Annotated in this window: 23 protein-coding genes and 1 other annotated feature; of the genes, 21 read left to right on the top strand and 2 right to left on the bottom strand. The window is 42.8% G+C overall.

All coding sequences use genetic code 11. From position 1 onward, the window contains the following. Nucleotides 1–217: 217 nt before the first annotated feature. Nucleotides 218–1,654, top strand: coding sequence for an SLC13 family permease (locus NFS18_RS12075; protein WP_251390439.1), 1,437 nt, complete (start codon nucleotides 218–220; stop codon nucleotides 1,652–1,654). On the opposite strand, the gene NFS18_RS12080 is transcribed toward NFS18_RS12075, so the two are convergent. Continuing rightward, on the bottom strand, nucleotides 1,644–2,561 hold the full coding sequence (locus tag NFS18_RS12080; RefSeq protein WP_251390441.1) for a LysR family transcriptional regulator: 918 nt from the start codon (nucleotides 2,559–2,561) through the stop codon (nucleotides 1,644–1,646). The genes NFS18_RS12075 and NFS18_RS12080 overlap by 11 nt on opposite strands. A gap of 67 nt (nucleotides 2,562–2,628) precedes the next feature. On the opposite strand from NFS18_RS12080, the gene NFS18_RS12085 reads away from it, so the two are divergent. From NFS18_RS12085 to NFS18_RS12175, 19 genes are all read left to right on the top strand, one after another. After that, entirely contained in the window at nucleotides 2,629–4,014 is a 1,386-nt protein-coding gene (locus NFS18_RS12085) for an MmgE/PrpD family protein (protein ID WP_251390443.1), read from the top strand. Nucleotides 4,015–4,030: 16 nt separating this feature from the next. Further along, nucleotides 4,031–5,098: an NAD/NADP-dependent octopine/nopaline dehydrogenase family protein gene (locus NFS18_RS12090; protein WP_251390444.1), complete on the top strand. Its 1,068-nt coding sequence runs from the start codon at nucleotides 4,031–4,033 to the stop codon at nucleotides 5,096–5,098. An 11-nt stretch (nucleotides 5,099–5,109) separates the two neighbouring features. Beyond that, complete coding sequence (locus tag NFS18_RS12095) at nucleotides 5,110–5,832, top strand: maleate cis-trans isomerase family protein (RefSeq protein WP_251390447.1); 723 nt, start codon at nucleotides 5,110–5,112, stop codon at nucleotides 5,830–5,832. A gap of 15 nt (nucleotides 5,833–5,847) precedes the next feature. Then, entirely contained in the window at nucleotides 5,848–8,007 is a 2,160-nt protein-coding gene (locus tag NFS18_RS12100; RefSeq protein WP_251390449.1) for a molybdopterin-containing oxidoreductase family protein, read from the top strand. Beyond that, complete coding sequence (locus NFS18_RS12105) at nucleotides 7,997–9,265, top strand: NAD(P)/FAD-dependent oxidoreductase (RefSeq protein WP_251390451.1); 1,269 nt, start codon at nucleotides 7,997–7,999, stop codon at nucleotides 9,263–9,265. The genes NFS18_RS12100 and NFS18_RS12105 overlap by 11 nt, the downstream gene beginning before the upstream one ends. A gap of 2 nt (nucleotides 9,266–9,267) precedes the next feature. Then, nucleotides 9,268–9,762 (top strand): 4Fe-4S dicluster domain-containing protein, encoded by a 495-nt coding sequence (locus NFS18_RS12110; protein ID WP_251390453.1) that lies wholly within the window; start codon nucleotides 9,268–9,270, stop codon nucleotides 9,760–9,762. Between the two features lie 34 nt (nucleotides 9,763–9,796). Continuing rightward, entirely contained in the window at nucleotides 9,797–10,780 is a 984-nt protein-coding gene (locus tag NFS18_RS12115; RefSeq protein WP_251390455.1) for an ornithine cyclodeaminase family protein, read from the top strand. A gap of 19 nt (nucleotides 10,781–10,799) precedes the next feature. Then, the gene (locus NFS18_RS12120) at nucleotides 10,800–11,033 is read left to right on the top strand and encodes a tautomerase family protein (RefSeq protein ID WP_251390457.1); all 234 of its coding nucleotides are present in this window, start codon (nucleotides 10,800–10,802) and stop codon (nucleotides 11,031–11,033) included. A 250-nt stretch (nucleotides 11,034–11,283) separates the two neighbouring features. Then, nucleotides 11,284–11,607: a binding site (T-box leader), on the top strand. Nucleotides 11,608–11,721: 114 nt separating this feature from the next. Next, nucleotides 11,722–14,370 carry a valine--tRNA ligase gene (locus tag NFS18_RS12125; protein ID WP_251390459.1) on the top strand — a complete coding sequence of 883 codons (2,649 nt, stop codon included), beginning with the start codon at nucleotides 11,722–11,724 and terminating at the stop codon, nucleotides 14,368–14,370. A 16-nt stretch (nucleotides 14,371–14,386) separates the two neighbouring features. Continuing rightward, nucleotides 14,387–16,600: an LTA synthase family protein gene (locus NFS18_RS12130; protein WP_251390462.1), complete on the top strand. Its 2,214-nt coding sequence runs from the start codon at nucleotides 14,387–14,389 to the stop codon at nucleotides 16,598–16,600. Nucleotides 16,601–16,696: 96 nt separating this feature from the next. Further along, nucleotides 16,697–17,989: a bifunctional folylpolyglutamate synthase/dihydrofolate synthase gene (locus NFS18_RS12135; protein ID WP_251390464.1), complete on the top strand. Its 1,293-nt coding sequence runs from the start codon at nucleotides 16,697–16,699 to the stop codon at nucleotides 17,987–17,989. 36 nt (nucleotides 17,990–18,025) lie between these two features. Further along, the gene (locus NFS18_RS12140) at nucleotides 18,026–18,163 is read left to right on the top strand and encodes a hypothetical protein (RefSeq protein ID WP_251390466.1); all 138 of its coding nucleotides are present in this window, start codon (nucleotides 18,026–18,028) and stop codon (nucleotides 18,161–18,163) included. Between the two features lie 22 nt (nucleotides 18,164–18,185). Then, nucleotides 18,186–19,553, top strand: coding sequence for a tetratricopeptide repeat protein (locus NFS18_RS12145; protein WP_251390468.1), 1,368 nt, complete (start codon nucleotides 18,186–18,188; stop codon nucleotides 19,551–19,553). 203 nt (nucleotides 19,554–19,756) lie between these two features. Next, nucleotides 19,757–20,071: an STAS domain-containing protein gene (locus NFS18_RS12150; RefSeq protein WP_251390471.1), complete on the top strand. Its 315-nt coding sequence runs from the start codon at nucleotides 19,757–19,759 to the stop codon at nucleotides 20,069–20,071. Next, on the top strand, nucleotides 20,068–20,523 hold the full coding sequence (gene spoIIAB / locus NFS18_RS12155) for an anti-sigma F factor (RefSeq protein ID WP_251390472.1): 456 nt from the start codon (nucleotides 20,068–20,070) through the stop codon (nucleotides 20,521–20,523). The genes NFS18_RS12150 and spoIIAB overlap by 4 nt, the downstream gene beginning before the upstream one ends. Beyond that, nucleotides 20,502–21,218: an RNA polymerase sporulation sigma factor SigF gene (sigF, locus tag NFS18_RS12160; RefSeq protein ID WP_251390474.1), complete on the top strand. Its 717-nt coding sequence runs from the start codon at nucleotides 20,502–20,504 to the stop codon at nucleotides 21,216–21,218. The genes spoIIAB and sigF overlap by 22 nt, the downstream gene beginning before the upstream one ends. A 156-nt stretch (nucleotides 21,219–21,374) precedes the next feature. Next, the gene (locus NFS18_RS12165; protein ID WP_251390476.1) at nucleotides 21,375–21,533 is read left to right on the top strand and encodes a hypothetical protein; all 159 of its coding nucleotides are present in this window, start codon (nucleotides 21,375–21,377) and stop codon (nucleotides 21,531–21,533) included. Continuing rightward, nucleotides 21,523–22,194 (top strand): stage V sporulation protein AA, encoded by a 672-nt coding sequence (locus NFS18_RS12170; protein ID WP_251390478.1) that lies wholly within the window; start codon nucleotides 21,523–21,525, stop codon nucleotides 22,192–22,194. The genes NFS18_RS12165 and NFS18_RS12170 overlap by 11 nt, the downstream gene beginning before the upstream one ends. Beyond that, complete coding sequence (locus NFS18_RS12175) at nucleotides 22,154–22,570, top strand: stage V sporulation protein AB (protein ID WP_251390480.1); 417 nt, start codon at nucleotides 22,154–22,156, stop codon at nucleotides 22,568–22,570. Before NFS18_RS12170 ends, NFS18_RS12175 begins: the two co-directional genes overlap by 41 nt. Here the strand turns inward: NFS18_RS12175 and NFS18_RS12180 are convergent. Further along, a complete protein-coding gene (locus NFS18_RS12180) occupies nucleotides 22,558–23,469 on the bottom strand; it encodes an AraC family transcriptional regulator (protein ID WP_251390482.1) in 912 nt (303 codons plus the stop codon). The two genes, NFS18_RS12175 and NFS18_RS12180, sit on opposite strands and share 13 nt — an antisense overlap. A 161-nt stretch (nucleotides 23,470–23,630) precedes the next feature. On the opposite strand from NFS18_RS12180, the gene uxuA reads away from it, so the two are divergent. After that, nucleotides 23,631–24,707, top strand: a complete 1,077-nt coding sequence (uxuA, locus tag NFS18_RS12185) for a mannonate dehydratase (protein WP_251390484.1) — start codon at nucleotides 23,631–23,633, stop codon at nucleotides 24,705–24,707. Nucleotides 24,708–24,720 lie beyond the last annotated feature (13 nt).

Genomic DNA, 24,720 nt, shown 5'->3' on the forward strand with positions numbered 1-24,720 from the left:
GGATGCATCAAGCCACCACGAAGTGGTTTTGCATGGCTTGATGCCTGTAACAGGAAGCCGAAGGCTGAACTGTTACATTTGTGCAATCTGCTAGCAAAAAAAATGCTGACGGGATATCAGGTATCAATATTATACAAAGGAATGGGGAAGATATATAATTTAAGGCATACAAAGAGCGCTCGTGTAAATCCAGAAAGGTGTGAAAGGAAAACATTTCATGAAGAGTAAAAGTATAAGCTATTATGTAAAATCACTGATTGGTCTGGTAATTATGTTCGGGTTTCGGTATCTGCCGCCAATCGGACCTCTGACGCCCCTTGGAATGCAGGTGACCGGAATTTTTATAGGATTGATTTATCTATGCTGTGTGGTTGATATTATCTGGCCCAGTATGGTTGGTCTGATTGCATTGGGAATGTCGGATTATTGTACTGTAACAGAAGCAATCGCGGCGGGATTTGGAAGTGAGTTAGTCTGGATGATGCTGATTATACTGATACTTGCAGAAGGAATCAGTCAGAGCGGACTAGGTGAGATTCTGGCACGGTGGTTTATAACGAGAAAGGTATTGCGGAATCGCCCGATGTTATTCACTTTCGTATATATGGTGGTATTCGGAGTATGCTCCCTGCTGATTTCCTCCAATGCTTCAGTCATTCTTGCATGGGCTATCTTTTATAACATTGCTGACATGGCAGGTTATAAGAAGGGAGAACGCTATAGCACCATGATGATCATAGGATGTTTCCTGTCTTGTATTATTTATGAAGGATTATTTGCATTCCAGAGCTGGTGGCTGGTGCTTGCACAGACTTTTGAAGATATGACTGGATATGGCATCAATTATGTGACATATTTTATTCTTGGATTTATTATTGAGAGTCTCGTGAATCTTCTGTGGCTTCTGGCAATGAAATTTGTATTCAAATGCGATTTTGATAAATTGAATGGAATCGATGTTGAAAAGCTGGAAGGTGAAGGCGATCTGAGATTAAATTTCCGGCACAAAATGTTATTCTTGTGTTTTGGACTGATCGTGGCATATGTACTTGTGACAATCGTACTTCCACCGGAGTGGCCGTTAGTTGCGTTGCTGAATAGAATCACGCAGGCAGGATGGTTTGCGCTTGTACTTGTACTGGCAATGGTTGTAAGACATGAGGATAAACCAGTGCTGGACTTTACAAAAGCTGCTTCAACTGGATTGAGCTGGAGCATTTTGATGATGTGTGCGGCAATCATTCCGGCTGCCCGTGCTCTTACATCGGAAGGCACAGGGGTAACAGAGCTGTTGAGTAATATTTTGTCGCCGCTGTTTTCGGGAATGCACCCCGTTGTATTTCTTGCTGCAATTTTAATTTTACAAATGTTCTTGACTAATGTGGGAAGTAACATGGCAACAGGAATTGTACTGATGACAGTTATCATTCCTTTTGTGGGAAATTATTATTTCTCGCCTTCCCTGGTTGGAATGATTATTATCTTTGTTGCAACAATGGGATTTATTCTTCCGGGTTCATCAGGAATGGCTCCGTATTTGTACAGCAACAAGTGGATAGAAGTAAAGGAGATTTATAAATACGGTCTGGTCTACTGCCTGCTGTTCTTCCTCAGTGCGTTTCCTGTGTATCTGATTGCCAGCTTTATTGTTTAAGAGAAGAAAAGAAGTTGCGGATTTCCTGCATAAGCAAGGTTTCCTGAATACTCAGTCTGGAAGTGACGTCACACATCATAAAGATTGTCAGCGTATTATCAAATCCGGTAACGTCGAGCATTTTCAGTTTTCCGTTTCGTATCAGAGGGTCCTGTTCTAAAGTAAGGGTGGGGGTGATGATTACCTTGTCGGGGCTGTCGGCAAGAATTTGTTTGGTTACTTCCAGATTGTTGAGCACTGTAAAAGTACTAAAACTGTGAAGAATATGTCCGATGGGTTTATCCTGCGGACTGGGGTAGTTATGGGTCAGAAGAAGATGCATATTCATGATTTCGCTGATATCCACGGCATTTTTTGCGGCAAGTTCTGACTGTGAAGAGACAAGAACACAAAAGTGATCGTTGCAAAGAGGTTCTGCATATACCTTACCATTCTGCAGAGCAGCAGCGCTGAGATTGCTGGAAGATTCTGCGGCGATAATGATGCTGGCAAGGTGGGAGGCAATACAGTTCTGTAAATCTTCATAGCCCACTTCATAGACATGGAGATGTGTCTGACTGTGTTGTTTGGACCAGATGCCGGTGAGATAGCGGGAAAGTGCATTTGTAGCGGCAGGAAAGACACCAAGGTTGATTATCCGGCGCTGCTGTCCTTCATCAGAACTGAGGAAATGAAGTTCATCATTTTTGGTGAGGATATCTTTCATGATCAGGATTGCCTGCTCACCTTCGACAGTCAGAGAAACCCCTTTGTTGGTACGGTAAAATAGCTTGATATTAAGTTCTGCTTCAATGGAATTAATGATTGCGCTAAGTCCGGTCTGACTGATATACAGCTTTTTGGCAGCAGTGGAAATAGATTTATGTTTTGCAACTTCAACCAGATAATTTAAATGTTCTATACGCATAGCAGTACCTCATAATTAGTTGGGTTATTAAAAAGTAAAATAATAAGTAATGAAAAGGAGAAGAAAAATGAAACAATATACAAAAATTATAGCAGACTATTTATCAAACCTCAAGTATGAAGATATTCCGGCGGAAGTCATTGAACGAGCAAAACTGGTGACTTTACATACTGTCGGGGCGGCTATATCTGCGGTTAAGACGGAAGCGGGAAAAAATATCATTGACGTTGCCAAAACACTTGGAGAAGGCGGCAAGGAAGCGACTATTATCGGGGATGGAAGCAAGGTAAGCGTTGGAAATGCAGTTCTGGCAAGCGGAACACTGGCAGACCTTCTTGACTGGGAGGACTGCAGTTGGACAGGACATCCGTCGGCGGGTGCAGTTCCGACAGGTCTGGCAGTGGCAGAGGCTTATCATAAAAGCGGTAAAGATTATTTGACAGCATTGGTTGGAGGATACGATGTATATCAGAGAATCGCAATGGCGGTGCAGCCGTCTCCACAGCGTTTTGAAGAGGGATGGGGACTTCACTGCTGGCAGATTTTTGCTCCGGCTTCTGTAACAGGCAAGCTGTTAGGCATCAAGGGTGATAAAATGAACCAGCTTCTTGGCGCCGCAGGGCATATGACACCAGTTGCGATCAATCTGATCCATTCCAGTTTCAGTGATTTTTATCACTATACACATGGTCTGACTGCACAATCCGCAGTAGAGTGTGCAATGATTACTGAAAAGGGTATTTCTACTCTGATGGGAGTGTTGGAAGAAGATACAGGCTACTATTTCGGAGTATCTGATCAATGCGATTGGGACTGGTATGATAAGGATCTTGGCAAGAGATACATGATCATGGAACTTATGCTTAAGAACTGGCCGGTAAATATGTGGATTCAGACACCGATGGATATGATTCATTCCATTATGACAAAGAACAATATTGATGTAGATAAGATTCAGCTGATTGAGGTATCTCCGTATATTCCAGAACGAAGTGAGGACAGCCCGGCAGATGGATATGACTCATTGGTTGCGGCACAGTTCAGTATTCCATTTTGCATGGCAATGTACTTAAAGGGACCGGAAGTAGGAACAGAATGGCTGGATGAGAAATATTTAAGAGATCCAGAAATTCTGAAAATGGCTGCAAAGGTAAAAGGTGTGGGTGAGACATCCCTTATCAGCCATAACTTTGATATATTCCAGCAGGGTTCCTATCCGTCTTATACCATGAAGGTGACAATGGAAGATGGAACTGTATATGATGAGGCTGTTCAATTCCCGAAAGGACATCCGCAGAATCCATACACAAGAGAAGAATGCATTGATTGTTTTAAACTTGCAACAAAGGGATTAATGAGCGAAGAAAAACAGGACGCTCTGTGTGATTTCATTTTGAATAAACTGGAAGATGTAAAGGATATGACAGAAATAAGCAAATATATCACATTATAATTCAGAGGTGGGAACTATGGTTAAGAATATTACAGTAATTGGCGGCGGCTCTACAGGGCATGCCGCTGCCGCACATCTGACAGGCAAAGGTTTTTCTGTTACATTGTGCGATAATGAAAATTTTAAAGAAGAACTGGATGCAGTGAAGGAGGAAGGCGGAGTAATGTTACGGGGCCGCGCAGGAAGAGGAATTTTTCCTGTTGCTTGTGTGACACATGATTTTAAGGAAGCGGTAGAGAGCGCTGAATTATTATTCATTTGTGTACCGGCAGCCAGACATCAGGAAATTGCAGAACGAATTGCGCCTTATATGAGAGAAGAGCAGAGTGTTCTGATCCTGCCGGGGAATCTTGCTTCCTTTATTTTCAGAGATGTATTTCAGAAAAATCATGTACCAGAAAGTGTGATCATAGCGGAAATGGAAGGGAATTTGTGTCCGTGCAGACTGACAGCGCCGGCAGAAGTGACAATAGGACTTCCTATCCGCGCAAAGAAAATTGCTGCACTTCCGGGAAGTAAAACAACAGAATTCATGGAGAGAAATAAAGGTGTTCTGGATTTTGTTGCAAATAAACATGTATTAGAGGGTGCACTTTTGTCTGATAACTATGTGCTGCACATTGGAACCACACTTCTTGCATCCAGCACGGTAGATTCTATGGGTGAGGACTTTATTTTGTTTCAGCATGGTTTGACAGATTATGCAGTACATTGTACTGAAGCGATCAGACAGGAGAGAATTCGTTTGTTGACAGCATTTGGTCTGGAAGAGAGGGATTCTGCAACAGAGTTTTTTGAAGAACTTAGAGATTGGAAAAATCATCCGGAATATTCCGTATTCAGAACATTGAAGGGACCGGACAGTCTTCAGCACCGTTATATAGAGGAGGATGCAGTGGCATGTGCTTCTATGGCACTGTCCTGCGCAGAGCGTTTGGGAATTGAGATGCCGGTATTAAGATCTGTAATTACACTGGCGTCAGCAGTAAATAAAAGAGATTATTATGCAGAAGGACGTACTTTAAAGAACTCTGGATTTGCATCAGAACTTTCTATGGAAGAGATTGTTTCTAAGATTAGTTAGGAGGGATTGGAATGTTATATAATTGGAGAGCAATGATCGGTGTGATCGCGCCGACAACAGGTGTGGCAATAGAGACGGATTTTCACAGATTTGTACCGGAAGGAGTGGCTGTAGTAACAAACAGAATCCCATTTTCCGGCAATCCCACACCAGAGGAACTAATGGATATGGTAGATTGTCTGGAAGATTCGGCACGTATTTTTGCTGATAATCTTCCGTTTGATGTTATCACTTTCGGATGTACTTCGGGAAGTCTTGTCGGCGGAACAGGATTTGACCAGAAATGTATTGAAAGAATTGAGCAGACATGCGGTTATCCGGGATTGACAACAAGTACTTCTCTTTTAGATGCATTCCGGGCTCTGGGGGTATCCAGTACTGCTGTTGTGACACCATATCCAGATGAAACAAATGTGCTGGAGAAAAAGTTTCTGGAGGATAATGGAATTCATGTAACGGTAATTCGGGGAATGACTTCAGAACGCTGCACACTGGATGAATTAAGTGACAGACCTTATGATATTTATCAGCATGTAAAAACATTGGATTTGACAGGAGCGGAGAGTATTTTTATTAGTTGCACGGGAATGAATGCACTGGATATTATTTCTACGATCGAAACAGATTTCGGACTTCCGGTACTTACAAGCAATCAGGTAACGTTGTGGGGCGCCTTGAGAAAAGCAAGAGTAGGAGATAAGATTCCGTATCTTGGCAAATTGTTTACAATTTAGTGTTGGAGGATAGATATGCCAGATATAAATAAGTTGACAAAGGCAAAAATCCCGTGTGAGGGAAATGGGATAGAGATAAAACGAACATTATGTGATATCTGCTGCCCGGGAATGCATTGTGGAGTTGACGCATATGTAAAGGACGGCAAGATTATTAAACTGGAAGGTACGAAGGAACATCCGAGAAGTCATGGTCTGCTCTGTACAAAAGGAGCAGCCGGCCGCCAGTATGTATACAGAGAAGACAGAATTAAAACCCCGCTTCGCCGTGTCGGTGAGCGGGGGGAAGGAAAGTTTGAACCGATTACATGGGATGAAGCATACCGGATCGTAGCCGATGAGCTTTTGAAGGTAAAGAAAGAGTACGGAGCAGACAGTGTGGCTTTTTTCTCAGGATATACAAAATGGTATCGTCAGTATCTGCACAGGTTTGCATATTCTTTTGGAAGCATCAATTACGGAACCGAATGCAGCACTTGCTTTAAAGCCAGTGAGATGGCATGGGAAGCAACAGTTGGGTTGAATTCGGATCCGGATATGGAAAATTCAAATGTAATTCTGGGGTTTGCATTGAATGGATTTCATTCAAGGTATCTTGTAGCGCCCAGATTACTTCGTCTAAAAGAGCAGGGGAAGAAATTTATTATTATAGACCCAAGGAAAACTCCGGCAACACAAAAACTTGCGGATATTCACCTGCAGATCAAGCCGGGAACAGACGGAGCTCTTGCACTGGGGATGGCGAATCTTATCATAGAGAATGACTGGCATGACAAAGAATATATTGAGAAGTATACATATGGGTTTGAAGAATATGCAGAATATGTCAGGCAATTTACATTAGAGCGTACTGCGGAAATCACGGGCTTAAGAAAAGAGGATATCTATGAAGCAGCCAAAATGTATGCGACAAACGGACCGGCGTCTATTACAGAGACTTCCTGTTCTCTGACACACCATATTAATGGTTTTCAGAATTATCGTGCAATGATCTGTCTGAATGGTCTGACTGGAAACTTTGACAGACCCGGCGGTCAGATTCCAGAAAAGTCAACGTTCTATGACATGCCGGCAGGATACAATATGTATGAGCATGAGTACTATCTGGACGTTCAGCCGGATAGAAAGTCAAAAGCAATCGGATGTACCAAGTATCCATTGTGGAGCAAGTTTATGGATGAATTCCAGGCAATGGATATGTCACGCCAGATTCTGGAGGGAACTCCATATCCAATTAAAGCTTTATATGGTGCAGGTATGAATGCAAAGATGTTCCCGGATACGCAGAAAATGTATGAAGCATTGAAGAGTTTGGATTTCTTCGTAGATGTAGATTTGTTTATGACGGACACTGCCAAATATGCGAATATCGTACTTCCGGCATGTACCTCCTACGAACGAGGGGAATTCAAAGCATATATTGGCGGGTATGCAACATTTACAAAGCCGGTCATTGAACCTCTCTATGAGTCTAAGAGTGATGTACAGATTCTGAAAGAGCTGGCTGATGTGATGGATCTGGATGATAAGCTGCTGCGAGAAGGCTACGAAGCTGAAATTAATTATATGATTCGTGACTTAAGCATTACGATAGAAGATATGAAGGCAAGCGATCTGCCGATTAAAGTGCCGGAGGCAAGAGATGTCGTGCCAGGAGAGTTCACAAAGAACGGAATGAATACTGCAAGCGGAAAATTTGAATTTTATTCTAATTATATTGCAGAGTTTAAAGACCGTGGTTTAAATCCGATTCCGACCTATTGTCCGACGCTGGATGATGAGGGCATGGATGAACGGGAATATCCCTATATTTTAGTCACTGGATCTCGTATACCTAATGCCATTCATTCCAGACTGCATAATGTGCCATGGACGAGAAGCTTAAGACCGGAGCCAATGGTTGACATTAATATAGAGGACGCAAAGGAACTAGGGGTTGAAAAGGGAGACTGGGTGGAAATTGCAACGATTACAGGTGAGATTCGGGTGAAGGTAAATCCATCTGTAAAAATCAGAAAAGGTGATGTGCAGATGTACCATGGTTACGGAGAAGCAAATGCAAACGATTTGATTGGAAGTACGCACACAGATCCTTATAGTGGGTATCCAGGTTTCAAGTCCAGCAGGTGCAGACTGACACCGGTAAAGAAGCAGGGGGCGGAATATGAAATGTAAAACAGCAGTCGTGGGCTTTGGATGCGCTGGATATCATGCGGTAAAGGCGATGCGGGAACACGGTTATCAAGGTGAGATTGATGTATATACAGATACTGCATGGTCTCCGGGGAATCCGATGCTGACTACATATTATATACATGGAAAGATCAGCAAAGCGGGAACTTGTCCTTTTGGGACAATGGAAGAGATTCAAAAACAGTTTGATTTCCGGGTGATTTCTAAAGCGGTGGATAAGGTTCTTTCAGAAGAAAAAAGAGTTCGTTTGAAAGACGGTACACTTCAAAACTATGACCAGATTCTGATTTCCACAGGAGCCAGTGCATTTATACCGCCGATTCCGGGAACGCATGGGAAAAATGTCTTTTCTATGCGTACAATGGATGACGCGGAAATGGTGAAGCAGGTGTTGGAGACAGAAGAAATTAGGAGTGCGGTTGTCGTAGGAGCATCTATGGTAGGTATTAAACTGGTAGAACTTTTTCATGCCAGAGGGATTCACTGCACATTAGTTGATATGGCTCCTTACATTTTTCCGGTTGCAGCAGTACCACAGATTGCCTGTGAAATAGAAAGACGTTTGAAAAATATGGGAGTAGAACTGGCATTTTCTAAAGCGATGCAGGCAGTGGAAGATGAAAATGGCAAGAAAAAAGTGGTGTTTGCAGATGGACAGACGATCTCCTGCGATATGGTGATGATGTGTATCGGAACACGTGCAAATACACAGGTGGCGGACGAAAAGATTTATATAAACAAGGGGATTGTCGCAGACAATTTTATGAGGACCAATATGCCGGATATTTATTGTGCCGGAGACTGCAGTGAAGGAATGAATCTGCAAAGCGGGCATACACAGATTATCGGTATTTGGGACAACGCCGCACGTCAGGGGGCTGCAGCCGGCGCTAATATGGCGGGTGCGGAAACTGTTTATCACGGAAATATGCTTCACAATATTACACATTTTATGGGGATGGATTTTATCGGATACGGAGATGTAAGAAGCGAAGGCGAAGAGTTTGAATATGAAAATAAAGAAAAGGGACAGTACTTTGCTGTCCGTGTAAAAGATGGTGTTCCGGTGTGCATGAATTTTCTGGATTCTTACGGAGCAAGCGGCGTTCTCAAATCTTATATGCTTAAGAAAATGACTGGAAGCCGGGATAGTCTGAGTCCGGTTGCACGTGTGAGACTGAAAGCAGAGGGGATTCCGGAGAAATTGATTAATCTTTTGATGAAAGAAAAGGAGAACTGACAATGGGGAAAGTAATTGACCTTGATATTCAAAAATGCTCTGCCTGCGGAGCTTGTGCAGTAACATGCATGGATCAGAATGATCTGAATGTGTCAGAAGGTGTATCACCGTTTCGGCTGGTCTGTGATTTAGAAGATGAAGATGGCGGATATGAATATTATTCGGTTGCCTGTTTTCACTGTGATGACGCGCCATGCATCAAAGCATGTCCATGCAGCTGCCTGAGCAAAGACAAAGAAACAGGATTTACGGTATATGACAGTACAAATTGTATCGGCTGTCATAGCTGCGCAATGGCGTGCCCGTTCGGGGCGCCGTCCTATGGTACAGATGGTAAGATGATCAAATGCGATGGCTGCGTGGAAAGAGTGAAGCAGGGAATGGAACCGGCATGTGTGAGAAACTGTCCGACAGGAGCTTTAACTTTTATTGATGATCAAGAATTGAAAGAAAAGAAAATCAAAAATTCTCTGAAAAAAATGATGGGGAATATTTGAACAGAGATTACACAGAAACAGGGAGGAAGGCAGTATGGAAGAAACATTTCTCTATCTGGACAGAGAGACTGTAAAACAGTATTTAAAACCTGAAGATGTGATTGCAGTAATAAAAGAATTATGGACACATTGGAAGGACGGAAGCGTCAGAGAGGGAGAGCATAGTTTTCTTCCCATATCTGCAGATTCGGAAAATTCTTTTCTGCATATTCCGGCATGTCTGCCGGTAAAAGGGATTCTTGGATTTAAATGGATCGGAATATATCGGAATCCTGCACCGGGATTTCCTTTTAGCCATGGAAATATTGTAATTGTCAATGATATTGAGACAGGAAGCCTGAAAGCAATCGTCAGTGCAGATGATATTACGCCCATGCGGACGGCAGGAGGGCATGGGGTAGTAGCTGCCAGAGTTCTTGCAAAAAAACAAGTGCGTACATTGGCGGTTATCGGCAGTGGAACGCAGGCAGTGTGTGGAATTGAAGGATTTTTGACGGAATTTCCCGAGATTCAGAGAGTACAGATAAACTGCCGCAAGAAGAAGCGGTTTGAGGAAATTAAAAAACGTTTCGATGGCAGGGCGGAATTTGTTTATGTAGAGGCCGGACGAAAGATAGGGGAAGGCGCAGATATCATTTTAGCTGCTACCAACAGTCCGGATATTCTGCTCTGGTATGATGATGTAGAAAAAGGAACAACCATCATTGCAATTGATGGATTTGTGGATGTGGATCCTGCACTGGCGCATAAGGCTGACAAATGGTATGTTGGAAATAGAATTACTGATATCGCTGAGATTGTTGAGAGTCACGAGATGTCTCATAATGTAGAATTGGATTCTGCCGATATTAAAGGAGAGGTGGCAGAGGTCATGGCGGGCATGATTCCGGGAAGAGAATCAGATGATGAGATTATTATCTGTACTCATATGGGATCTGGGACGTATGACGTAGCCTGTGCATGGAGGGCATACCAAAAAGCATTGGAAAATGGATGCGGAGTGGAATTAAAATTATAGCAGACGAGGAGAGAATGCGATGCCTCATATTACAATTCAAATGTTTGAAGGACGGACAGAAAACAAAAAACAGGAATTGGCAGTTCGTGTTGCTCAGATTGTGATACAAACTCTGGACGTGTCACCTGAACACGTATCTGTGAGTATTCAAGACATTCCGAAAGCAGAGTGGGATGAGAAGGTATATGCAAAGTTTATGGCGCAGCCGGAAGTGCTGTATCGGAAGCCGGGATATGGTCCGGATGAAGACTGAGTTGTTATATTGTAACAGTTCAGTATAGGAGTTTGCACTTGCTGCAAACTCCGTAAAAATGCGTGATGGGAAAATAGAATCCGCCCTTTCACCGCAGGTGAACTTAAAATAGGGCGGATTCAGTAACAGTGCAGCCGAAAGGCTGAACTGTTACGTTATATTTCTTAACTTTCCCTAAACTCCTTGACAAATCGCCGCCAGAAAGATATGATAGTCAATAGTTAATATATAGTTAACATTTAATTAAAAAAAACAGGTGACGAGGAAGAGGAGTACATAATGACTTCTGTCAGAGAGAGCAGTTCATTGGCTGGAAGGCTGCTTCAGAGTAAGAGTTATGGAAGGTAGCTTCTGAACCGGATATCCGAAGAAGATACATTATATGCAGTAGACATGTATATGAGGGTATCCCGTAGTGGTTTACGTTACAGAACCAAGAGCTGTAGGCTGAGCAGCAGACTTATAAGCCGCATTGTAAAGCAGTTAAGATTGACAGAGACTGTAGAATGTTAGGATTTGTATGTGGCTCGGTTACAGAAAAAAGGTGGTACCGCGGATTGATTTCGCCCTTTACATTTTTGTAAAGGGCTTTTTTGATGCTTTAAATGTGAATAATTCGTGAAACGCAGTCGTAAGACTTACTATGCAAAGGAAGAGAGTAAAGAGAACAGGAAACAAGGAGGAAACTATGGGCAAGGAATTGGCAAAGACTTACAATCCGAAGGAAATTGAGGAAAAATTATATGACAAGTGGTGTGAGAAAAAATATTTCCATGCAGAGGCGGACAGAAGCAAAAAGCCGTTTACAACGGTAATGCCGCCTCCGAATATTACAGGAAAGCTGCACATGGGTCACGCACTGGATAATACATTACAGGATATTTTGATTCGTTATAAAAGAATGGAAGGTTACAATGCCCTCTGGATTCCGGGAACCGATCATGCTGCAATTTCCACAGAGGTCAAAGTAACCAATCAGCTAAAAGAAGAAGGAATTGATAAAAAAGAGCTGGGAAGGGAAGGATTTCTGGAACGTACATGGCAGTGGAAAGAGGAATATGCGGGAACTATTGAGGGACAGCTGAAAAAGCTGGGTGTTTCCTGTGACTGGGACAGAGAGCGTTTTACAATGGACGAGGGATGTTCAAAAGCTGTTGAAGAAGTATTTATCAAATTATATGAAAAAGGATATATTTACAAAGGATCCAGAATCATCAACTGGTGTCCGGTATGTAAGACTTCTCTGTCTGACGCAGAGGTTGAACACGAGGAACAGGGGGGGCATTTCTGGCACATTAAGTATCCGATCATAGGTACAGACCGTTTCCTTGAAATTGCAACTACACGTCCGGAGACGATGCTAGGAGATACAGCAATTGCCGTACACCCGGATGATGAGAGATATAAAGATATTGTTGGAAAAAATGTTCTGCTTCCACTGGTGAATAAAGAAATCCCAGTTGTCGCAGATTATTATGTAGATAAGGAGTTCGGAACCGGGGCAGTAAAGATTACACCGGCGCATGATCCGAACGACTTTGAAGTTGGAAAACGTCATAACTTGCCGGAAATCAACATTATGAGTGACAATGCCGCTATCAATGAAAAGGGCGGCAAATATGCAGGTATGGATCGATACGAAGCAAGAAAGGCTATCGTAAAAGATTTGGAAGAGCAGGGATTCCTCGTAAAAATTGAACCTCACTCCCATAATGTAGGGACTCATGACCGTTGCGGTACAACTGTTGAGCCATTGATTAAGCAGCAATGGTTTGTTAAGATGGAGGAATTGGCAAAGCCGGCAATCGAAGCATTAAAAACAGGAGAATTGAAATTTGTGCCGGAGCGTTTTGACAAAATTTACCTGCACTGGCTGGAGAACATCAAAGACTGGTGTATCTCGCGGCAGATTTGGTGGGGACACCGGATTCCGGCTTATTACTGTGAGGAGTGCGGTGAATTTGTTGTAGCGAGAGAAATGCCAAAGAAGTGCCCGCATTGCGGATGTACGCGTTTTACACAGGATGAGGATACACTGGATACGTGGTTTAGTTCCGCTTTGTGGCCGTTTTCTACACTTGGATGGCCGGATACGACAGAAGATCTGGATTATTTCTATCCGACAGATGTACTTGTAACCGGATACGATATCATCTTCTTCTGGGTAATCCGTATGGTATTCTCAGGTCTGGAGCACACAGGAAAATCACCGTTCCATACTGTGCTGATTCACGGTCTGGTACGTGACTCACAGGGGCGTAAGATGAGTAAGTCTCTTGGAAATGGTATTGATCCCCTGGAAATTATCGACCAGTATGGCGCAGACGCGCTTCGTCTGACACTGGTAACCGGAAATGCCCCGGGTAACGATATGCGTTTTTATAATGAGCGTGTAGAAGCAAGCCGCAACTTTGCAAATAAAGTATGGAATGCATCACGCTTCATTATGATGAACATGGAAGAAAATGTCATCGCAGAGCCGGATCACAAGTTATTTACCTCGGCAGACAAGTGGATTCTATCTAAGATAAATACACTGGCTAAAGATGTAACAGAGAATATGGATAAATTTGAACTCGGAATCGCCGTACAGAAGGTTTACGATTTTGTATGGGATGAGTTCTGTGACTGGTATGTAGAGTTGGCAAAATATCGTATTTATCATGCAGAGGAGAAGCCGGAAGAGGCAGACTGTGCACTTTGGATATTGAAAACAGTTCTCGGAAATGCATTGAAACTGCTTCACCCGTTCATGCCGTTTATCACAGAAGAGATTTACGGCGCACTGGTACCGGAAGAAGAATCTCTGATGATGTCTTCCTGGCCGGTATACAAAGAAGAGTGGAGCTTTGCGGCAGACGAGGCACTGCTTGAGCATGTAAAGGCGATTACAAGAGGTATCCGTAATATGCGTGCCGAGATGAACGTGCCTAACAATCGCCGTACAAAGGTATTTGTTATCAGTGAAAGCAAGGAACTGCTGGATGGTATAGAATTGCTTAAGAATTCTGCGATGCCGCTGATGCTGGCAAATGAAATTATTGTGAATACTGAGAAGAAAGATGTCGCTGAGGATGCAGTATCTATAGTAGTTCCGGAGGCAGCGGTTTATCTTCCGCTGGAGGATCTTGTAGATTTTGAGCAGGAACTGGAGCGTCTGAAAAAAGAAGAAGAGAAACTGACAAAGGAAATTGCCAGGGCAAAGGGAATGCTTTCCAATGAGCGGTTTACAAGCAAGGCTCCGGCTGCAAAGGTGCAGGAAGAAAAGGATAAACTGGAGAAGTATACACAGATGCTTATTCAGGTTAAAGAGCGGATCGGTGGTTTGAAAAAATAAAGAAACGAGGTTTTGCATGAAACATTTTTCTATAAAAAAACCGGACATGAAAGGGTTTTTTGAGAAAATCAAACATTTGAAAAAAGAGGATGTGAAAGCTTATTGGGCAATGCGGAAAGCCAGACGTGAGAGGATTCTGGAAGAGCGCAGGAACAGCCGGTTTGCGAAGAAGATGCAGCCGGTGTATAAGGTGATGAACCTGATTTCCCCGCTGCTTCACTTCTTGCTTGCCTGTGTGCTTAACTTTGGAATAGAAATTGTGTCCCGTCATTCCTTGTTTGAAGCCTGGGAGTATATGATTGGAACACCATTAGTATTTTTGTTCAATTCGTTTTTGATCACGGTTACATTTTCAATTGTGTATATGGTACGGCGGCGGGTATTTACGAGAATTCTGCTGAGTGTATTATGGCTGTTTTTGGGAACCTGTAATGGTTATCTGCTATTGAAGCGTGTTACGCCTTTTAATGCACAAGACTTGAAAGTACTGTCAGATGCACTTTCCCTGACGGGGAATTATTTTAGTCCGCTGGAGCTGGCTCTGTTAATCGTTGGAATTGCAGCTGTAGTGATTTGGATCATTTCTATGTGGAGACGAGGCGGTCAGTATACAGGGAAAGTCCATCGCATTCTGGCATTTATCGGTGTTTTCTTATGGGCAGGCGCTTATGTTGTGCTGACCGATGTTGCTATTGACAAGCGTGTAGTGTCTAATTATTTTGGAAACATTGCTTTTGCTTATGAAGATTATGGATTTCCTTATTGCTTCACTGCCAGTCTGTTCAATACCGGAATTTCCGAACCTTCAGGCTACAGCAAAGGAACCATGGAGGAGATTGATAAGGACGGAAGTCTGAATGTAAGCATGACAGGAAGAAGTGAGGAAGAGCTGCCGAATATTATTGTTGTACAGCTAGAGTCCTATTTTGACCCTACAGAGGTGGAATGGCTGCAGTTTTCCGAAGATCCGATCCCGAATTTGAGAAAAATGTATCAGGAATATTCTTCCGGATATTTCAAGGTTCCGTCTGTCGGCGCGGGAACTGCTAATACAGAGTTCGAGGTACTGACTGGTATGAGTATGCGTTTTTTTGGACCGGGGGAATATCCGTACAAAACGTACGGAAAGACAAAAGTGATAGAAAGTGCGGCATCTGCGCTGCGGCAGCTTGGCTACGGAGCGGAGGCACTGCATAACAATGGCGGCAATTTCTATAGCCGTGCACAAGTGTTTAACAACATGGGATTTGACCATTTTACAAGCAAAGAATTTATGAATATTCTTCGGACCACGCCGAACGGCTGGGCAACTGATGATATCCTCATTCCGAATATTCTGGAATCAATGGATACAACGGAGGAACAGGACTTTGTATTTACCATAAGCGTACAGGGACATGGAGAGTATCCAACGGAGCAGATTATAGAAAATCCGGCAATTACCATCAGTGGTGTGGAGGATGAAGGAACACGCAATGCATGGGAATACTATGTTAATCAGGTGTATGAGATGGATAAATTTGCAGGAGACCTGGTTGCGGCAATGGAAAAGCGCGGGGAGCCGACAGTTGTTGTATTCTATGGAGATCATTTGCCGACTATGGATCTGCAGGCAAAGGATATGAAGAGTAAATATCTTTATAATACAAATTATGTGATCTGGGACAATATTGGTCTGGAGAAGAAGGACGGAAACTATGCCGCTTATCAGATTATGTCTGAGGTGCTGGAACGGCTGGACATCCATACAGGAACTGTGTTTAATTATCATCAGCAGCGTCACCAGACAAAGGATTATCTGGCGGATCTGGAGCTTTTGCAATATGATATTCTTTATGGAAAACAGTATGTGTACGAAGATAACGGCGCGCCGATTACAGAAGGGCATATGCAGATGGGGGTAAAAGATACTTCCATTACAAATCTGATTGAGCAGGTAGACGGAACCTATAGTATTTACGGTGAGAACTTTACGAAGCAGACAAAGATTTATATTAATGAAGAGAAGCAGACGACTACATTTTTGAATAATACAAGGGTGGATCTTAAAAAGTCTGGATTAAAAGACGGAGATATTATAATTGCGGCTCAGGTAGGTTCCAGCAATACGATTTTTCGTACTTCTGTGAAATATGAATTTAAAGACGGAAAACTTACACCTCTGGAGGAAGAAGCCGATGAGGCAGAAATCGGACGAAATGCATTTATTAAAGATGACGGTGCGGCATAGGACTTTGCATTTACTGCAAAGTCCGAAAAAAAACGTGTAATGGTACAGCCGGATGGCTGAACTGTTATTAAAGCAGAAAAGGAAGAAGAATAGTAAGTGACATATCAAGAGGCAGCAGCTTATATTTTAAGCATTCCAAAGTTTACAACAAAAAATAACCCTGGGCATACAAAAGAATTTCTCCGATATCTTGGTAATCCCGAGAAAAAGCTGAAAGTGATTCATGTGGCGGGAACAAATGGGAAGGGCTCTGTCTGTGCTTACATGGACGCTATGCTTCGGGCACAGGGGAAGAGCGTGGGACTTTTCACATCCCCTCACCTAGTAAAAATGAATGAGCGGATTGTTATCAATGGAGATATGATTTCGGATAAGACTTTCCTGGAAGTTTTTGGGATAGTCAGGGGAGCAGTAAAAAGGATGGAGGAGAATCACCTTCCCCATCCTACCTTTTTTGAGTTCTTGTTTTGTATGGCGGTTACTGCATTTGCCCGGGCAGGCGTTGAGTATGCGGTGCTGGAAACGGGGCTTGGAGGGCGGCTGGATGCGACAAATTCTGTGGAGCATCCTATATGCTCTGTGATTACATCCATTGGATTTGACCACATGGAACTTCTGGGGGATACCCTTGAAAAAATAGCTGGGGAAAAGGCGGGAATCTTAAAAACTGGTACCCCTGTTTTTTACGTGGAAGGTGAAGAAGAAAGCAACCGTGTCATTGAAAACACTGTGGAGAAACTTGGAATTCCGTGTAAAAAAATCGGGAAAAATGCGTACAAAATTTTCGGAATTCAAAATAAACATATTGCATTTTCCTGTATAAATGCGTATTATGAAGATATTATCTGGAAGCTTCACAACACAGGAATTTATCAACCGGAGAATGCCTGCCTGGCATTGGAAGTGATGAGATATCTGTTTGGAGAACATGGAAATCTGTCTGATTGGAAGGCAGCGCTTGAACGGGTAGTATGGCAAGGGCGGATGGAAGAGGTACTTCCAGAGATTTACATAGACGGCGCACATAACTTAAGTGCTGTAAAGCGCTTTGCAGAGAGTGTGTCTGTCATAGATAAAAAAAATCAACGGGGAAAAGTTATTTTGTTTTCGGCGGTACAGGATAAGGATTATCATCATATGATTGAATTTTTGTGTCAACATGTGAATGCAGAGCTATATGTAGTCACGCAGATTATGGACAAGCGTGCAGAGGATATTACAAAGCTGGCGGATATTTTCCGGAGATATACAGATAAACCAGTCGTTGAGAAGGCGGTACCTGGCGATGCATGGAAATATTTACTTGAAAATCAGAATGGCAGAAGTGTGTACTGTCTGGGGTCTTTGTATCTGGCAGGAATGATCAAGGAACTGATAGGGAAACGATGATAATATTGTGGAACAGCGGCAGAAGGAGGATTTGAGATGCTGGATTATGAAGAAGAATTAAAAAAGTTCAAGCCGAGTCTGGAAGTAGAAAATATAGAAGATGCTGTTTATCAGGAAGATTTGTCTGATATGACAGATTTGCTGAAACAGGTGATGGAGCAAAGCAATAAGTAGCAAAGGCATGCGGTGAAAATAGATGGATTATATGAAAAAAATCATCAGCCAGTCTAATTTCTGGTATAATGATGGCTTGCGGAAAGCAAAAATCCGGGATATGTCAGGGGCTATTGCTTCACTTCGCCGGAGTTTGCAATATAATAGAGGCAATATTGCGGCAAGGAATCTTCTCGGACTTGTATATTATGGGCAGGGAGAAATTGCAGAGGCTCTGGTGGAATGGATCATTAGTAAAAATCTGCAGCCTCATAAGAATGCAGCAAGTGAGTATATTAAGAAAGTACAGGATTCGTCTGGAGAACTGGAAGTGCTCAATCAGGCAGTGAAACGGTATAATCAGTGCCTTTCATATTGCGGACATAATGGGGAAGATATGGCAATCATCCAGTTGAAAAAGGTAATTGAGATGCACCCGTCATTTCTAAAGGCATATCAGCTTCTGGCATTATTATATTTGCAGACGGAACAGTACGCAAAAGCACGGCAGATATTAAAGATTGCGCGGAATCTGGATACGACCAATGAAATAACACTTCGATATGTACATGAGCTGATAACGGGGCGGGGGAAAAAGGTCCGCCGGGGGAGCAGGACACAAAGAAGCAGGAAGCGGGGGAAAAACGCAGTCGAGTATAAGCGTGGAAACGAGACGATTATTCAGCCGGCACAGAATGCACTGAAATTTTTGACCGGTAAAATCACCATATTAAATATTGTAATTGGTGTGCTGATCGGAGCATCTGTAGTTTGGTTTTTAATAGCTCCCGCAGTGGAAGAAACACGGAATGGTAAGATAAACAAACAGATTATAGAATCCAGTGAACGAATCAATGCTTTGGAGGCGCAGATCAGCGCGCAGACAAGAACACTGGATCAGTATCGGGCTGCTAATTCAGATACGGAGACGGCAGTACAAAATGCAGCGAGTACAGCAGACAGCTATGAGAATCTGATTTCTGCGTATGATCAATATAGGCTGGGAGACTATTCAGAAGAACTGCTGGCGGACATCCTGCTGAATATCAACCGTAATTCTCTGGGGGATACCGGGCAGGCACGCTTTGATGAAATGACTGCAGCAGTATATCCAACGGCATGCCAGATTCGGTATGACGCAGGAATGGAATCATTTAATGTGGCAAATTACGAATATGCGATCAACAATCTACTACAGTTAGTCCGTATGGAAGAATCTTATAATTCGGGAGAAGCGCTTTTGAATCTGGGGCTTTCTTATTTGAGAAGCGGAGATGATCAGTCAGCAACAACGTATTTGACAAGATGTAATGAGCTGTTTCCGAATACAGATTTTGCAAATCAGGCGAAAGCCAGTTTGGATGAGATTGCACAGGCAAATGTAGCAGAAGGTGAAAATGCGGCGCAGTGAAATATAAAAGAATATTTTATACATATTGCACGTTGCTGCAATGACAGTCAAAAGTTAACGGCTATGGTTACGAAAGAGAAAGATGGATCCGATAAAGGGCTAGTCTTTCTCTTTTTTTGTTGCGATGCATGTGATAAACCATGTATATAACTGTCGTGCCTGTGTGCCGAAATTTGAAAATATAAATAACGAGGAGGAGTATCATGAAATATCAGGTACAGGAGAATTGTCTCACAATTTTTCTGCCCAAAGAGGTGGACCATCACCATGCAGAGGAAATCCGAAAGAATGCAGATATGGTGATAGAACGAAATCATATTAAGTATGTGATTTTTGATTTTGATAAGACAGAGTTTATGGACAGCTCAGGAATCGGGGCGATCATGGGGCGCTACCGGATTATACGGCTCATTGGAGGAGAAGTCTGGGCAGTTCATACAAACCCCCGGATCAAGAAAGTCCTGACACTGTCGGGTGTGACAAAAATAATGCAGATATATGAGGAGGAACAGGAATGAAAAACGCCAATGAAATGGAAGTGATTTTTGACAGCCGTTCGGAAAATGAGCGGTTTGCACGAGTGGCAGTGGCAGCTTTTATGACACAGCTAAATCCGACAATTGAAGAGGTGGCGGATGTAAAAACAGCGGTTTCGGAAGCTGTGACCAATGCGATCATCCATGGGTATGAAAATGAGCTGCATAAAGTGGCTGTATTTTGCAGGATTGAGGATAATCTGCTTACAGTACATATCAAGGATACCGGGCGGGGCATTGAAGATGTAGAGCAGGCAATGCAGCCCATGTACACAACAAAACCGGAAATGGACCGCTCAGGAATGGGATTTGCATTTATGGAAGCTTTCATGGATAAGGTAGAGGTAGAATCTTCGCCGGGGATAGGAACAACAGTAAAAATGCAGAAAACAATTGGAAAAGGAAGGAATTTATGGACCACACAATCGCTTTGATCAGACAGGCACACGATGGAGATAAAGAGGCGAGAGAACGGTTAGTAGAGGAAAATGTAGGACTGATCTGGTGTGTAGTGAAAAGATTTGCCGGGCGGGGAACGGATACGGAAGATTTATTCCAGATAGGAAGTATCGGACTACTGAAAGCAATTGATAAGTTCGACCTGACATATGATGTGAAATTTTCCACTTATGCAGTCCCTATGATTAGTGGAGAGATTAAACGCTTTCTGAGAGATGACGGTATGATCAAAGTAAGCCGCTCTCTAAAAGAACTGTCTTATAAAGCATTTCTTGCGAGAGAAGAGTTGATCAATCAACATGGCAGAGAACCTACGTTAGAAGAGCTTTCTGAAAAATTACAGGTGGAAAAGGAAGAAATCGTGCAGGCGATGGAAGCAGGCAGTGAGGTAGAATCCATTTACAAGCCCATTCATCAGAGCGAGGGGCAGGAAATCCGTCTGATGGACAAGCTGGAGGAAGAAGAACATCAAGAGGAGAAAATCCTGAACCATATGATGTTAAAACAGCTCCTGGAAACGTTGGATAAAGATGAACGCCAATTGATATATCTGAGATACTTTCAGAATCAGACCCAGTCGGCAGTTGGAAAAATACTTGGGATTTCACAGGTGCAGGTATCCAGACTGGAGAAACGGATCATAGAAAATCTAAGGAAACTGGGGATGTAAATAAAGAAAATATAAGTATAATCTGTCTGGAAATCCAGATACTAACACAAATAGGATTTGTTCCGTCAAAGGATAATTCCTAGGTGATTACATTTTTGTAACAGTGCAGCCGGTAGGTTGAACTGTTACACATTTTTGAAAGGGTTAGGTGAGGATATGGATGAAGGAAGAAGAAAAGTCCGCATTTGTCTGGTGACACTTGTACTGGCGGCGGTAGTTATCGGAAGTGCGTATTATTGGTATAGCAGTGACGAGCACTTTCCAGACAGTGAGGGCACATTAATCCGGCAGGAGGAAATGCATTATGCCGTCTAGTCAGGATACGCTCTACATCAAAGGTGAACGAGATGTTGAGATAACGAAAACGGATGTGACTCTTGGAGATATTTTGACTTTTGAATGCAGTAACAAAACAGTGATTCCAAAGGTCAAGACAATGAAAATCCTGAAAATACCAGACAATGGAAAAAAGGAGCAGCGGTTTGTGATTTCTATTTTGAAAATCATTGCCTGTATCCATGAACAGTATCCAAATCTGGATATTCAGAATCTTGGGGAGACAGATATCATTATCACATATGAGAATCAGAAAACGCCGGGAAAGCTGTTCCACATCTTAAAGACTGCTTTTGTGGTAGTTTTGACTTTTTGCGGGGCTGCATTTTCGATTATGGCATTTAACAACGATATATCTGTGACAAAGTTGTTTTCACAGATATATGAGGCTATGACCGGAGCAAAGAGCAGTGGATTCACAATTTTGGAGATCAGCTATTCTGTCGGCATCGCAGTTGGAATTCTTATGTTTTTTAATCATTTCGGAAAGAAACGGTTTACTGTGGATCCAACACCGTTGGAAGTACAGATGCGTCTTTATGAAAATGATATTCAGACCACTCTGGTAGAGGACGCCTCCAGAAGAAAGGAGGAATTGGATGTGGGTAAATCAAATACTATTGGCACTTATCGGTCTTAGTGCAGGCGTGGCAGTTGCAGGAGGACTGTTTGCATTTATTGTGGAGCTCGGAGTGATCGCGGATTTTGCGGACCGGACCCATACGGCAGACCATATTTTGCTTTATGAGGATAGTGCGGCGCTTGGCGGAATTGCGGGAACGCTCATGATGCTGTTTCACATCCAGCTTCCATTTGGAAATTGGATCGTGCCGATTTTCGGACTTCTGGCGGGAATTTTCGTGGGCTGCTGGTCGATGGCTCTGGCAGAGATTTTGAATGTGTTCCCGATTTTTATCCGAAGAGTGAAGATTGTACGATATATTTCCGCATTTGTCATTAGTATGGCAGTGGGGCGTGGCGTGGGGGCATTGATATTCTTTTTTCAAGGCTGGTAAACAGTATACTTGCCCGCCGCCTGCTGTGAAAATAATTCCCGGTACTCTTTCGGGGACATCCCAAATTCTTTTTTAAACGCGCGGAAGAAGCTGGAGTAATCTTTGAATCCGTACATCAAATATACATCGCTGATATTTCCTTGTGTAAGAATTGCGTCACGGCACAGAGAAAGGCGTTTTTTTGTAATGAACTGATGGACAGACAATCCCATATTGTCTTTGAATACATGAGCAATATGATATTTACTTACAAAAAACTGTTGTGCCAGATGTTCCAGAGAAAGCTCCTCATCCAGATGATCCTCGATATAGTGCATCAGATTTTGATATAAATGTGCTTCTTCCCGGGGAGATGCCGGATGCTCGGCTTCATATACCGAGCGGTTCAGATGCAGGATCAGATCATTGACACAAAGAGAAACTTTGGCATCCCGGCCGAAACGGTTGGAGTGCATTTCTTCAATCAGCCGGAATACTTTGGATTGAAGTGAATTAAAGGCAATCATATCATAATGGAACAGATAACGCTTCTGGATCAGGGCATGCTGCATCAGATAGACATAGTCCGGTGAAATCTGCAGTAGATCATTGCAGTAATCCCGGCTGATCCAGAAAACAAATCGTCTGTACGGGGCAGCAGTGCCCTGCAGTATGGCATAGTGGTATACATTCGGCGGAATAACAATGACATCGCCCGGTTTCAGCAGATGAACATCTCCTTCAATATTCATTAAAACATTTCCCTCAAGAAAAAAGTAAAATTCGTAATAATTATGGGTGTGACTGTCCACATTATAATAATGACTGTTCTGATAAGTGTCATTGTAATAGTAGATTTCAAAATCTTTGGACAGCATATTCTGCCGTGTACTGAAAGTGGATTGAAGACTTTTCTTCATAGCGCTGTAGCTCCTTTTATCACATTATATGTACTATGATACACAGAAACCGCAAATTTTACAATATATACAACAACTTCATCAATTGGAAAAATTTTTCTCATAAATTATAATGAGCATAACAAATCAATTAAGTCTTGAGAAAGAGAGGACAAATCATTATGGAAATGACATTGAGATGGTATGGAGCTAAGTTTGATACGGTAACACTGAAACAAATCCGCCAGATTCCGGGAGTGACAGGCGTTATCACAACACTGTATGATACAGAGCCGGGGGAGGTATGGAGCCGTGAGCGTATCCGTGCTATGAAAGAAGAGGTAGAGGCGGCAGGATTGAACCTTTCCGGTATCGAGAGTGTGAATATTCACGACGCAATAAAAACAGGAGCGCCGGAGAGAGAGCAGTATATTGAAAATTACATTGAGACACTTGAAAATCTCGGAAAAGAAGATATTCATCTTGTATGCTACAACTTCATGCCGGTATTTGACTGGACTCGTACAGAGCTTGCGCGGGTAAGACCAGATGGTTCTACCGTTCTTGCTTATACACAGGAAGCCGTAGATGCAATTGATCCAGAGAGAATGTTTGAGTCTATCGCAGGAGACATGAACGGTACGATCATGCCGGGCTGGGAGCCGGAGCGTATGGCAAAGGTAAAAGAACTTTTTGAGATGTATAAGGACATCGATGATGATAAATTATTTGAAAATCTGAAATATTTCCTTGAGAAAATTATGCCGGTTTGCGATAAATATGACATCAATATGGCAATCCATCCGGACGATCCGGCATGGAGCGTTTTCGGACTTCCGAGAATCATCATCAACAAAGAAAACATTCACCGTATGATGGAAATGGTGGACAACCCGCATAATGGCGTGACCTTCTGCTCTGGTTCTTATGGAACCAACCTTGCAAATGATCTGCCGGATATGATCCGTTCCCTGAAGGGCAGAATACATTTTGCACATGTGCGTAACCTGAAATTCATCACACCGACCAATTTCGAGGAAGCCGCACATCTGTCAAGCGATGGAACATTCGATATGTATGAGATTATGAAGGCACTGTATGATATCGGATTTGACGGACCGATCCGCCCGGACCACGGACGAATGATCTGGGATGAAGTAGCAATGCCGGGATATGGTCTGTATGACAGAGCGCTGGGAGCAACGTATCTAAACGGACTCTGGGAAGCAATCGACAAAGCAACAACACGTGGAATCTAAGCAAACCAGAAAG

Source organism: Mediterraneibacter agrestimuris (assembly GCF_943193195.1).
Lineage (GTDB): Bacteria > Bacillota > Clostridia > Lachnospirales > Lachnospiraceae > Schaedlerella > Schaedlerella agrestimuris.